The following is a 12,991-nucleotide window of genomic DNA, read 5'->3' as shown; positions in this document are numbered from 1 at the left end:
AACGGTGGTTAAATATAAAATTTAGATTGTCTCCGTGTGATTAAGTCTGATCCACGAGAAAACAATAAAGGTTGTTGCCAAATACCATATATTGAACAAAAATTTAAAATCATCATTGTTGGATAAAATACTCTTTTCCATCCAATTTTGATAAATTTTAGACACAGAAAAACAAAAATAGAGATAAAAAAGTAAATCGTATGATTGCGGTGCAAATTTGATCTTTAAAGCAGGCGCCTTTTTACATTTATACTCTAATTAATTATAATCAAAGCATAAATGTAAAAAAAGGTGATGAAATGGATTATCGCAAACAGCTTACCCGGCTAATCGAGCAAAAAAACGGCTTAATCCTAACGAAAGATAATGTTTAAAGCACTTGCCCGTTGTAATTGGTCTTGTATTCCTCGTTCACGTAACTCACCCCGTTTTCCAAAGAATAAGGCTCGCGCTAACCCATTCATGGCTTCCCCCTTATTTAGTCCACGTTGAATTCGACGGCGTAGTGTTTCGTTAGATATGTAATCCAAAATAAAAATGGTTTTTTCGATTCTCCCCATTTCTCGTAACGCAGTTGCAAGTTTATTTTGTCTCGCATATGACCCTAATTTCCCCATGATTAGTGAACCGGACACTTTTCCTTCTCGAATAGAATGAGCTACACGCAATACGTCATCGAAATTCTCTTGAATAATTTTAGTATTAATACGGCCACGGAGTATATTTTCTAGTTTGGGGAATTCATTTGGCGTTTGGATGGTGAAGAGCTTAGAGTCAGCTAAATCACGTAGCCTTGGTGCAAAACGAAATCCTAGTAAATGACTCAATCCAAATACTGAGTCGGCATAGCCAGCTGTGTCTGTAAAATGCTCTTCAATATTTAAATCTGTCTCATGATGAAGTAATCCATCAATAACGTGTACAGCATCACGAGCATTGGTATTAATGACTTTCGTATAAAAACTTGAAAATTGATCACTAGTAAATCGATAAATGGTTGCTCCTTTTCCAGACCCATAGTTTGGATTGGCATCGGCATGTAACGATGAAACACCAACCTGTACACGCATTCCATCAGAAGAAGAGGTACTTCCATCTCCCCAATATGAAGCTAGTTTAAGCTTATGTTGAAAATTCACTAATGTCGCTTGTGCACGACTTATAGCATCATCGAATAAACGCCACTGCGCTGCATTAGCCATTTGATGATAGGTAACTCCTGGTGTAGCTTCTGCCATTTTAGTAAGTCCTATGTTAGTTCCCATTGCCATGAGAGCAGCCATGAGAACTACTTTTTCCTCTCCCTTTGGTGGACGATTGGTTGAGGCATGTATCAACATTTCGTCAAATCCTGTCCAGTGTGCTACCTCCATTAAAAGATCAGTGAGCTTTATTCTCGGCAACATATTATATAAAGACAGGCTAAAAGCTCTCGCTTCTTCAGGTGTATTCTTCTCCAAACGGTCCACTCGGATCTTAGCCTTTTCGATATTTACTCCTTCCAGAGAATCAAGATTATTCGAAACCCATGTAAGGCGTTGAGCTAGTGATTTTTTTCTTTCCTCAAGATATTCATCTGCTGATGAACGAACGGCTAGTTTAGTTTCTGTGAGACGAGTTGATGTCCATTCTTCTTTAGGAACAAGATACTCTTCAAAATCTTTATGAAGTCTACTACCGACTACAGATATATCGCCTGATCGAATATGATTTTTTAACTCTGTAAGTGCAGCCATCTCATAATAGTGTCGATTAATTATTCCATCTTCACCATAAACATGCTTCTTCCAACGTTTAGGAATAAAATCTACCGGGGCATCATTTGGGATTTTCCTTTTACCAGATTCATTCATTTCATTTAGCGTCTTCAAGGCTTGCAATAATGGCTCTGTACCTTGTGTAGAACGAAATTCAAAAGATTTAAGAAATGTAGGAGTATATTTTCTTAGGTAAGAAAAACGATTTTCTAACAAATCTAGATAATCGTAATCCATCGGTCGGGCTAATTTTTGTGCCTCTTCGACAGAAGAAACAATTTTATCCCACGGCATAATCATTTCAATAGCATTAAATGGATCAAGCCCTTCATTTCGTGCTTGAATAAGTGCAGCACCAATATCTGCAAAATGCACGACTTTTTCATTCACTGCTTTTCCATTTTCTTTTTGCATTTCTTCTTGTGTTTTGCGGCCTTTTGATTGTAAAATCATCATTTGTCGATCATGAATTTCAATTGCTTGGTCAATTAGATCTTGGCTTAGTGTTACTAGATAGGCAACAAGAATTGCATATTTCTTCTTTTCTTTAAACCTTCGAAATGAGTGTGGTTCATACCTTGCTCCAATACGAGATAATTGAAGTAACCGATTGGGGTGGATTTGTTCTGTATTTATTTCTAATTTTAAATCTCGAAGATATTCTAAGCGCTGTATTACTTTTAAAAAGGCCTCAGGTGAAGATTGGCCGGGAAGTTCCCTAAGCCATGCTAAAGGGGTTTTTCTATTGTCTACAAAGGGATCTATAAGTTTATCTAATTTTCGTTTTTGCCATTTGGAAAGAGTACAAGTTAATGATTTAAAAATCCTTTCCTCTGCTCGTTGACGAGTTTCCCAAACAAGCCTCTCTATAGTAGTCATACCAGGGAGAATAATTTTCTGATTACGTAGTTCTTCTTGTACTGTACGAAGAAGATACATTGAATTTCCATTTTGCAGGGCATGATTCAAAAGAAACTGAACTGCCTTGCGATAATTCCCTAAGGAGAAATTCTGATAACCATAAACTTGAAGGATTTCTTCCATATGCTCATGTTTAGTTGGGTATCGTTGGGCGTATAAAGAAAATGAATTAGGATTAACATTTATCTGTCTAGCTATGTATTCGATTATGTAATCTGGAATAGAGCCAACATCTGAAAGGGACCATCCAGGATAGCGTAAAACACATAATTGAACAGCAAATCCTAAACGATTATGATCTCTTCTATGTCGTTTAATAATTTCAAGGTCACATTGTGAAAAAGTATAGTAAGTTTCTAGCTCACTTTCGCTCATATCAGCTGGAATTCGTACAAATTCTATTCTTTGATCTTCTGTTAGTAATTCTTTCCCTCTCATACTACACCTCCTCGCTAGATATCTTTTTCTTTTCTAGATAACGATATAACGTTGTCGCTCCAATCCCTGTTGCCGTCTTAATTTGAGATAAAGAGTAATCCTTGCTTTCATACATTTTTATAGCAAGTTCTATTTTCTTTAAATCAACCTTTGGTCTGCCTCCTTTTCTTCCCCTAGATCTAGCAGCCGTCAATCCATCTTTCGTTCGTTCACTGATGATATCTCGTTCTAATTCTGCTATGCTGGCCAACATTCTGAAAAAGAAACGTCCCATAGCAGTTGTCGTGTCAATCTTGTCTTGAATGGACACAAATTGAATACCCTTTGATTCAAAATGTTCCATAAGCTCAATTAAATGTTTGGTACTACGACTGATACGATCTAATTTATAGACAACCACCGTGTCGCCTTTACGTAAAACTTTAAGAAGGTCATCTAACTGAGGTCGGTTTTTTTTCTTACCTGATTCTTTTTCTTCAAAAGTCTGGTCCACTCCGTAGTGAGCCAATGCATCAAGTTGTAACGATAATAACTGATCTTGTGTACTGACACGTGCATATCCAAATTTCAACAAGAATCCCCCCTTATTAATGCCTTGACTATACCAAAAAGGGGGTAGAGATAAATATATTGGTATTTAGATTTTGGTTATATTTTTGGTTATGTATTTAAGTAGTTTTTGAGGTTTTTAGAGAAGTTCACTTACCATATCCAAAAACAGTCGTTTATGGTGATTTATCCATAACTAATGAATTAAATGGCTTTTTTAATTTTGTTCAACAATCGGGCCATATTACGGCAAACACCTTTAAAGAAAATTGGATATCTTTGTTACAGTTTAGAAGAGATTGTGAAGATTTGTACTCAAACTAACCTAAGAAGGTTTCTAATTTTTCAGGGGGGTTTTAATTGAAAGGCTCTGTTATAGGCAATTGTTGATTTTAATAACTAAAGAAAAATCCGCCTTAATACTAGGATAATAGATTATTTTAGTATGTTATAATGTATGGGATTTTACGAGTTTATAGGGGGATATAATGACTTTAAAATATAAATGCTTAATCTTAGACCATGACGATACTGCGGTAAAAAGTACACCTGAAATACATTATCCATCCTTTGTTGAAGCCCTTAAAAAACTACGACCAAATAGGTCTATTACACTTGATGAGTTTGTTGGATACTGTTTCAATCCAGGGTTCTTTTCTTTATGTAAAGACATCATTAAATTTACAGACATTGAACTTCAACATCAGCAAGAAGTATGGAAAAAGTATACCGAATCAACTGTACCAGATTTTTATGAGATGTTTCCTGAAACAATCCAAGAATTTAAAAAACAAGGTGGAATTGTGACAGTTGTTTCTCATTCTGAGAGAAGCCGAATCGAAAGAGATTACTCTATCCATTGTGGATTTTCACCAGATGAAATCTTTGGATGGGAACTTCCTGAACATCAGAGAAAGCCACATCCTTACCCAATAAAACAAATATTAGAACGTTTTAATCTTCAAGAAAATGAAGCACTTATGTTAGATGACCTTAAACCTGGAATGGAGATGGCAAAAAGTTGTAACGTAGATTTCGCGGCTGCTGGATGGTCCCACAGTATTCCTGAAATCAAGGAGAGGATGAAAATGGAGTCTAAATATTACTTTGAAACAGTAGAACAATTCAATCAATTAATATTGTGTAAATAAATTTTAAATTCCTCCTTCATTAGTAAAAAAACCACCGTATACTTTAACACAGCCTATTGAAAGAATATAGACAATCCATTATTTAGGCTGTAATTGCTATTGCTATATTTGTAATTTGGATATTTACTAAATAGGGATATTTATTCAAGTAATGGTGCTAATGCTCAATAACTGCTTACCGGTTTTTACAGTCTTTGATCTTCCCCAATACCAACTAATAAAAGCATATTAGTTATTCAACAAAAGGGCGCTTTAATGAAGTAACTAAAGCCTAATTCCTCGGTGTTAAAAGCGAGAAATTAGGCTTTTTTTATATTTGGATTTCCTTACCGTTGTAAACCCGTAATTTCCTGATGTTACTCTCTTAGCGTAGGGAAAATCGGCTTTTTCATTCCAAAATTCTCTTAGCGTATGTTTTCCGCGTTTTGTTGGTAGGACCCCAAGCATATCTTCTCGAAATCATGGATACTACGACTGATACACTGGGTGGTTTTAACTCAATCATCATCACCTGGCTCATGCATATCCACCCCCATTCTATAATTTACAATAAAATACTCTGGTGCTTCTTTTTATTAATCTGTCTGCCTTTTCCATGTGGAATACACATCGGAGTACCAAATAAAGGGTCTTCCGTGATGTCGCAATTCATTTGAAATACATCTCTTACCATACCAGTGTTTACGATATCTTCTGGTTTCCCGTGTGCGTATATTTTTTTATCGCGAATTGCCACAATATGATGCGCATATCGACAAGCCAGGTTTAAATCATGCAGAACCATAACAACCGTGCGATTTTCCTGTTCATTCAGATCAAACAAAAGGTCCAAAATCTCTATTTGATGGGTCATGTCTAAATATGTGGTCGGTTCATCCAGCAAAATAATATTGGTTTTCTGTGCCAGTGTCATCGCAATCCACGCTCTTTGTCTTTGTCCGCCAGATAATGAGTCAACCGCTCTTTCAGGAAATTCCTGCATACGGGTCGCTTCAAGGGCTTGTTGAACAATTTTTTCATCCTCTTTCGACCATTGCTTTAACCAGCTTTGATGGGGATATCTTCCTTGCTTAATCAGTTGCAAAACCGTAAGACCCTCTGGTGCGATCGGGCCTTGAGGAAGAATGGCAAGACGTTTTGCGACCTCTTTTGTTGATAAACTTCCTACCAGATCACCCTCCAATAAAATACCCCCTGACTTTGGCTTTAAAAGACGGGCAAGTGATCGCAATAGAGTTGATTTTCCGCAGCCATTCGCCCCGACTAAAACGGTTATTTTTCCTTCAGGTATTTTCAGGTCAAGATTTTCGATAATATAATTTTCTCCATAACTCAGAGTTAAAGACTGTGCTTCTAACACACTCATCGTTTCAGTCCCTTCTTTACAATCTATGTCATTTCTTCACTTATTTCGGTTTCTATACAACAAATAAATAAAAAACGGTGCCCCAATCCCCGCTGTAAAAACGCCTGCTGGGATATCAAGCGGTAGAAAGGCTGTCCTCGCTGCCATATCAGCCAGCATGACAATGATTCCGCCAATTAGGGCAGATATAGGGACTAATCCGCCAAACGAACGTCCGGCAATCATTCTGCCAATGTGAGGTGCGATTAACCCGACAAACTCGATTCCACCTGCAAATGCTACCGCAGACCCGGCCAGCACAACACTGATAAAAAGAAGCAAAAGACGTTGCAATTCCACTTTTACACCAAGACCCATAGCTACATCGTCACCCAATTCGGCTACATTAACAGTCCTGGAAAATAAAAGTGTAATAGGAATAAAAAGAAGAAACCATGGCAGCATCGAATAAACGTCTATCCAATTCGCACCATACAAGCTGCCTGTCAACCAAAGGTAAGATTTAGTCGTTACAGCTGCTTCACTCATTACAAGCATCATCGTGACAAAAGCTTTCATGATGGCGGCGATGCCAATTCCCATCAGTACAAGGCGAATTGGCGTGACGCCTTTTTTCCATGATAGTCCATAAATAATGATGGCTGAAATAGCTGCTCCTCCGATTGCGGCTGCAGGAAGCCACGTCAGGCTTACTACCCCCATTAAATAAACAATAAAGACGATGGCACCAACGGACGCCCCGCTTGTGATCCCGATAATATCCGGGGAAGCGAGGGGATTTCTGATCACTCCCTGCAAAATCAATCCGGATACGGCAAGCGCCGCTCCAACCATAAAAGCAAGCAATACTCTAGGCAGCCTCAACGTATTCAGGACAAAGTCATACTCGCCATTCCCATAGCCGAGTAACTGTTTGATCACCGCGTGGGGAGCGATAAAACTGCTTCCCACTGATAAACTAAGCATGAAAAGTACCAATGATAATAAACTGAGAAGCAGAATGATCCTCCATGTTTTTTTATACGTTTGGAATGAAAGAGAGCCCGATTTCGTTCTTACTGTGAGAAAACTAGTCATTTTTCGATAACCCCCTGCGTGCAATATAAACAAAAAATGGAGCACCTATTACAGCAGTCATCACTCCAATGGGCATTTCCTGCGGCATAATCACAAACCTTGCTGCTATATCAGCTAATAACAACAGAATGGCTCCAATTAAAGCACTAAAGGGAATGACCCATCGGTAATCAGGACCTACGAGACCCCGAACCATATGCGGTACAATTAAGCCAATAAATCCGATAGAGCCGGCTACAGCTACTGATCCGCCAGCTAGCACCACCACAATAACCCCAATCATGACCTTCACGAAAACCGTCCGTTGCCCAAGGCCTTTCGCCACGTCATCACCAGACATCAAAATATTAATAGGCCGTCCTAAAAAAAAAGTAAGAAAACCGGCACCCAGCATAAATGGCAATACAGGCAGCAGCATATCCATACTGCGTCCCGCAACCGATCCCGCCAGCCAAAATAAAATACTTTGTATGGCCTGTTCATCAATCACTAGTAAGCCCTGCGTAAACGAAACAAAAAGAGCCGTTATCGCCGACCCGGCCAATACGATTTTAATAGGGGTTAATCCATCTCTTCCGACCGAACCAAGGAAGAAAACGAGTACCCCAGCAACGGCTGCTCCTAAAAAAGCGATCCACATATAACTAACCAATGAGTTAACAGAAAAAAAAGTAGCAGAAAAAACGATAAAAAAGAGCGCACCGGCATTAATACCAAAAATATCAGGAGCAGCCAATGGATTTCTCGTTAACGCCTGCATAAGAGCACCCGCTATGGCAAGATTGGCACCAATGACAGACGCTATAATTGCTCTCGTCGTTCGGGATGTTGTAATGATAATATGTTCCGTGTTGGACTCGTCATAGTTGAATAAGGCATCGAAGGTTGTCTGCAGTGGAATCGTTGTCTGGCCAAGCGCCATGCTCAGCATGAAGGAAACAACAAATAAAAAAACGCAAACAAATAATCCGCCTATTTTCAAAGATGGACGAGAAAGTAAATGCTCCATATCAATCCTTCTTTCAATCTTTGTGTGATCTCATACTCTGTACAAAGCGAACATAAAAAAGATATACAAAAATAGGAGAAAGAATATACTCCTCCTCCTATCCCTGTGCTTACATGATTATTTTTCTAATTCAAATCTGTCATAAATATCATCCAACATTAAGTTAGCCGCTCTGATTCCGCCGCCCATATTCCAAATGATTTCATCCACTGTATACACTTGATTAGCTTTTACAGCATCGAGGTTTTTCCATAATGGATGGTTCGTCCATTCATCATGTGTTTTCTTCACAGCTTCATTGTCTTCCATAAACACATAAAAGACGTCCGCGTTCATTTGAGAAATGCTTTCTTTGTCCGTCAGCTTAACAACATCCAGACTTTTATCCGTAATATTTTTAGGACCGGCAAAACCAAGTTCACTTAAAATAGAACCGGCAAAACCTGTTACATAAATGCGGGCATGGTCTTCTCTAAAGTTGAGAACAGATACGTGAAGCGGCCACTGGTCGCCCATTTTTTCTTGGATTTTCCCTTGAAAGTCAACAACACGGCTGTCCCATGCAGAAAGAAGCTCGTTAGCTTTTTCTTCCTGGTTCATCGCTTCGCCCATCATTTCAACTGTTCCTTTAAAATCAAATACCGTTTCATGTACAACAGTTGGCGCAATTTGAGACAATTGCTCGTAAATTTCTTCGTGGCGCAATTTCGACGCAATAATTAAATCCGGCTCCAACTTTGCGATTTCTTCTAAATTCGGCTGTGTTTCCTGTCCAACAATTTGGACGCCATCTAAATCTTCTTTCAGGTAGTTATAAATCGGCTGTTCCAGCCATGATTCAACCACACCAACTGGCTTAACGCCCATTTCCACAGCGGCATCTGTTGCTCCTTGGTATAACGTAACAACTTTCTTTGGTGTCCCTTCAATGGTTGTCGTTCCCATCGCATGGGTGATTTCTCGCGAACTTTCTGTTTCCGCTTTTGGTTCCGCTTCTCCGCCACCTTCACTAGATGTTCCTTTTGATGACTGGCTTCCACAGCCAGCTAAAAGCATCAACATGGATAAAATAAGCGCTAGCAAAGAAAATGAAGATTTTCTTGCAGATGAGTATGTAAATACAGACATATTGTTCCTCCTTTATAATCAATAATGATAATCGTTATCGATTATAATCTAATAATTGACCTATATCAATACTTAATTTGCAAACTATTCTTAATTTACTTATCGCTGCTCACTTCGATAGATATCCTCTTCCTAAGTACAATAGTTTTTAAGTGTAAATATAATGTGAATTAAACACTTTGTGCTAAATTCACATTATATTCTCCTAAACAGATACATAACTATCCATAGTCTCCTCTTCTTTTATAACGGACATAATAAGGGACCCTAGAAGATAATACAATGGGCTTGGTTTACAATTTTAATATTGCACTGCTGTCTTTATTTTACACTTTGGCCTAGAAAAAAAAGGTTTTCAACACAAAATGAAGAATAAAGTAATAAACCAACGAAAGAAGAAAACAACGTTGGAAGAAAGATAGGTGGATAAAAAATTGGCCATTACCATTACATTTGGAATTCAAAAAGGTGGCTGTGGAAAGTCCACAACGGCCGGAATCCTTTCCTATTTGCTTCACCAAGACGGTTTTCGTGTTCTTTCCATTGACATGGATTCACAAGGTAATCTAACGGAACTGTTATCCGAACAGCCCTCCAATGAGTTTATAGGGAAATCGGTGCTCGAAGCGATGCAGCAAACGGATGTGAAATCGTATCTGCAGCCCGTCAGCGAACAATGGGATCTGCTTCCGGCAAACAACTTCCTTGCGACTTTCGCACGCTGGATCTACACCGGGAAAACCTATCAAGGGGATCATGTGCCTTTCAACGGAAACCCAAGCCTCATTTTAGATGAATTGCTGAATCAAGTCCGCGATGACTATGATTTTATTATCATTGATACCCCGCCATCCTTAAGTGAACAAACAACCAATGCGCTTTGTGCAAGCGAGTATGTAGTCGTCATGTTCGAATGTTCAAACTGGTGCTATTCGGCTGTTCCAAACTTCATGAGTTCGATTGAAGGCGCAAACAGCTTTGGCAGCCGGGATACAAAAATGATTGGGATTCTCCGGACGATGAACGATGTGCGGCGCAGCGATGCAAAAGCCTTTAATGAACTGATCGCGGAAGATTATCCGGATGATGTCTTCAAAACGATCATCACAAGAAAAGCGCCTGTCGGCAGGCTGTCCTTGTATGGATTCACGGACAACGCCGAACTGAAAGCAGGACTTGATCAATACAATCATTTTTATAAGGAGCTGATTAGCCGTGTCCAAGATCAACGAAATTAAGAACTTAAAACGCCAGCAAAGCGTCATTACGCCGGCACAAGCGTTAGCTGAAACAGTGGAAAAAGAAGAAAACAACGTTTCTTCAAATGAAGAAATAAAGATAGAAACGAAACAAACAAGAAAGGAAGAAAGAAAAGTGGAAAGAAAACGCGTATCATTCGATATCAGAACGGACCTTCACAAAGAGCTAAAACTGCAATCGCTCATGCAGGAGAAGAACATCTACATCATGATCGAAGAAGCCCTGGAGCAATATTTGAAGCAAGAGAAAAACTGATCTTGTATGGATCAATCTCTACCGGCATCTGGCTGATTCGTTTGAATACTTTTTTTAAAGAAATAGAATGATGTACCGCGATTCAAAAGGAAACGAAATAACGTGCAGCCCTACATGATAAATAAGCATTGAAATGAAAAACCAACTGTCTAAGGTAACCATCGTTGGAGGCAAAATGAAACTGCCTAAAAGTAGGCTGGTTACGCTTTGTAAAAAGCTGTAACATGAAAGGATGTATTCTTTCCGCTACAGCACATTGGAAGCCGGCAGGTAACTATTTTGTCACTCTGTTTGTGAAACGGGGAGTAAAATGTTGGCCAAAATAAACACTGCCGTTGGGATTGATTTAGTCTTGAGATATTTTGATATTTTGTCAGGTAGCAACGTAAACAAAACGTGCAGCCATTTTGTTCACTGGAAGAGAAATTAGCCAAGCAAAGCGCATTTTTTCCAGACAGAAAGAACTCATTAAGCAGAAATACAGGCTGTCTAAGATAAAGAACAATTGGATATAACGCGTTAAATCAAAAAAATATATATATGTGAATTATGCATATAATGCAAGATTTAACATACAAACTATTATACTTAATAAGGTATTTCCTCTTTTGCTACTAATGCTGCCACTTCAAGTTGCCAGTTTTCAGCACTATCTTCTTGCTTGATAGCTTCATTTTCCTTATTCTCGAGCCAATTATAAAAATAAGGATGACTAATTAAAGATTCTTTCCTTTTTTGATAAGTAAACATATTCATAAGTGTTCCATAAAAATAGCCATTGAAGTCTTTTTTGATTTTTCTCTGTTTATAGGCAAATACAGTCTGTTTGAATGCATCTATCGTAATATCCACGTAAAATTCAATGGGGTCAGCAAGATTGGATTGTTTATACGTCATTAAGGCTTTTTTCCAAAGCATATAAATCTCTTTTGCTTCTGAAATAAAAGGTATTATTGCTTCAACGAATCTTTTTGGGACATTTTTGGGTGTAAATGTTTCATCTAGACGGATGTTCTTACGTAAGATCTTTAAAAGCTTTTTATTAAAAGATAAATACTTGGTAGAATCTTTTTCTAGCTTATCATCCTTACTCTCATAAGGGATTTCCGTATTTTCAGGTTGGAAATTAGGTTGGAAATCGGCCAATTGAAGAAGCTCTGTCCATTGTTTAAAATACGGATGTTTTATAAATAGATGAATAGGTGCTCCAAGCCCGTTTTGAGTAGATGAGCGGCGGTATACTGTGTAAACGAGACCATAATCGCGAAGCTGTTTAAAGATATTACGGATCGTTTTATCTGTAACGTTAAAGCGTTTCGCAAAATAATCATCACTTGCAAAGCAGAATCCTTTTTCAGCACTGAACCAGCAGATCATCTCAATGGATTGTTGAGTACCTTTTTTTAAACGATAAAATTTATCACCGTAAGCCGCTATGATCGGATTTAAGAGTGTTAATTTTACTTCTTGTTGCTGCGCATGATTGACTGCGTAAGGTTTATGATATTGTAACTTTTGAAATTCATTATGGGACAAAATTTTATATCCAGACATACAGTATCTCTCCTTTTAAAACAACAAAAAAGACGTATTTACCGGTGGTTACGGTAAACACGCCTTTTTAATTGCTTTCAAAAAGGATATACTTCCCCATTGAATAAACTGTTTATTTGTCCTATAATACAGACATAAACAAGTATCTTGGTGAAAGCAGGTGTTTACCGTGGCGCTATCACGGTGGACGGTTAAACAGGTGCGACCAACACCTGTTTAACGCGCTTTTGCCTTTTCTATTTTGTTTTTTGTGATTTAATGGTAATTGAATGGTAATTGAATGATTTTATATTATAGAGAAGCATTGAATTTTTTAACTATATAGTATTTATAGGCTGTTCCCAGCGACTATCTTGAAGTTGCGGAACAGCTTTTTTTATTTCTGTTACCAACATACAACAATTTTTTTATCTTGTAAAACGCTTTAAAGAGGGAAAAAGAGGATCTAATATTAACAAAAGTAGAAATTTCCACTTGTGCGAGAAAGTTGGCTAACTTAACAGAAGTGGAAAAGTAGAAATTTCCA

At 38.1% G+C, this 12,991-nt stretch carries 9 protein-coding genes and 1 pseudogene; 3 read left to right on the top strand and 7 right to left on the bottom strand.

Annotation, left to right across the window (positions count from 1 at the left end; all coding sequences use genetic code 11):
* Positions 1–362: 362 nt before the first annotated feature.
* Positions 363–3,116, bottom strand: a pseudogene (locus tag A3M5_RS23410) (Tn3 family transposase); the annotation flags it as partial.
* A 1-nt stretch (position 3,117) separates the two neighbouring features.
* Positions 3,118–3,687, bottom strand: a complete 570-nt coding sequence (locus A3M5_RS0120755; RefSeq protein WP_018395695.1) for a recombinase family protein — start codon at positions 3,685–3,687, stop codon at positions 3,118–3,120.
* Between the two features lie 466 nt (positions 3,688–4,153).
* On the opposite strand from A3M5_RS0120755, the gene A3M5_RS0120750 reads away from it, so the two are divergent.
* The gene (locus A3M5_RS0120750) at positions 4,154–4,816 is read left to right on the top strand and encodes an HAD family hydrolase (protein ID WP_018395694.1); all 663 of its coding nucleotides are present in this window, start codon (positions 4,154–4,156) and stop codon (positions 4,814–4,816) included.
* A 544-nt stretch (positions 4,817–5,360) separates the two neighbouring features.
* Here A3M5_RS0120750 and A3M5_RS0120745 read toward each other — a convergent pair.
* The 4 genes from A3M5_RS0120745 to A3M5_RS0120730 all read right to left on the bottom strand — a co-directional run bounded on the left by A3M5_RS0120745 (position 5,361) and on the right by A3M5_RS0120730 (position 9,396).
* Positions 5,361–6,182, bottom strand: a complete 822-nt coding sequence (locus A3M5_RS0120745) for an ABC transporter ATP-binding protein (protein WP_018395693.1) — start codon at positions 6,180–6,182, stop codon at positions 5,361–5,363.
* A 36-nt stretch (positions 6,183–6,218) separates the two neighbouring features.
* A complete protein-coding gene (locus A3M5_RS0120740; protein WP_018395692.1) occupies positions 6,219–7,259 on the bottom strand; it encodes a FecCD family ABC transporter permease in 1,041 nt (346 codons plus the stop codon).
* Positions 7,252–8,268 carry a FecCD family ABC transporter permease gene (locus tag A3M5_RS0120735; protein WP_018395691.1) on the bottom strand — a complete coding sequence of 339 codons (1,017 nt, stop codon included), beginning with the start codon at positions 8,266–8,268 and terminating at the stop codon, positions 7,252–7,254. The genes A3M5_RS0120740 and A3M5_RS0120735 overlap by 8 nt, the downstream gene beginning before the upstream one ends.
* A 117-nt stretch (positions 8,269–8,385) precedes the next feature.
* Positions 8,386–9,396, bottom strand: a complete 1,011-nt coding sequence (locus A3M5_RS0120730) for an ABC transporter substrate-binding protein (RefSeq protein ID WP_018395690.1) — start codon at positions 9,394–9,396, stop codon at positions 8,386–8,388.
* Positions 9,397–9,830: 434 nt separating this feature from the next.
* Here A3M5_RS0120730 and A3M5_RS0120725 point away from each other — a divergent pair, with 434 nt between their 5' ends.
* Positions 9,831–10,634, top strand: a complete 804-nt coding sequence (locus tag A3M5_RS0120725; RefSeq protein WP_018395689.1) for a ParA family protein — start codon at positions 9,831–9,833, stop codon at positions 10,632–10,634.
* Positions 10,612–10,911, top strand: coding sequence for a hypothetical protein (locus tag A3M5_RS0120720; protein ID WP_018395688.1), 300 nt, complete (start codon positions 10,612–10,614; stop codon positions 10,909–10,911). Before A3M5_RS0120725 ends, A3M5_RS0120720 begins: the two co-directional genes overlap by 23 nt.
* Positions 10,912–11,499: 588 nt before the next feature.
* Here A3M5_RS0120720 and A3M5_RS23405 read toward each other — a convergent pair.
* On the bottom strand, positions 11,500–12,465 hold the full coding sequence (locus A3M5_RS23405) for a helix-turn-helix domain-containing protein (protein ID WP_018395687.1): 966 nt from the start codon (positions 12,463–12,465) through the stop codon (positions 11,500–11,502).
* Between the last annotated feature and the right edge of the window lie 526 nt (positions 12,466–12,991).

The organism is Bacillus sp. 37MA (assembly GCF_000372765.1).
Lineage (GTDB): Bacteria > Bacillota > Bacilli > Bacillales > Domibacillaceae > Domibacillus > Domibacillus aminovorans.
The sequence above is the reverse complement of the archived record's forward strand: the minus strand, read 5'-3'. Positions and strand labels throughout refer to the sequence as shown.

What these genes read in the sequence shown, in the direction of transcription:
- A3M5_RS0120740 (WP_018395692.1), bottom strand. Translation starts at nt 7,259, where the DNA reads ATGACTAGTTTTCTCACAGTAAGAACGAAATCGGGCTCTCTTTCATTC.
- A3M5_RS0120735 (WP_018395691.1), bottom strand. Translation starts at nt 8,268, where the DNA reads ATGGAGCATTTACTTTCTCGTCCATCTTTGAAAATAGGCGGATTATTT.
- A3M5_RS0120730 (WP_018395690.1), bottom strand. Translation starts at nt 9,396, where the DNA reads ATGTCTGTATTTACATACTCATCTGCAAGAAAATCTTCATTTTCTTTG.
- A3M5_RS0120750 (WP_018395694.1), top strand. Translation starts at nt 4,154, where the DNA reads ATGACTTTAAAATATAAATGCTTAATCTTAGACCATGACGATACTGCG.
- A3M5_RS23405 (WP_018395687.1), bottom strand. Translation starts at nt 12,465, where the DNA reads ATGTCTGGATATAAAATTTTGTCCCATAATGAATTTCAAAAGTTACAA.
- A3M5_RS0120745 (WP_018395693.1), bottom strand. Translation starts at nt 6,182, where the DNA reads ATGAGTGTGTTAGAAGCACAGTCTTTAACTCTGAGTTATGGAGAAAAT.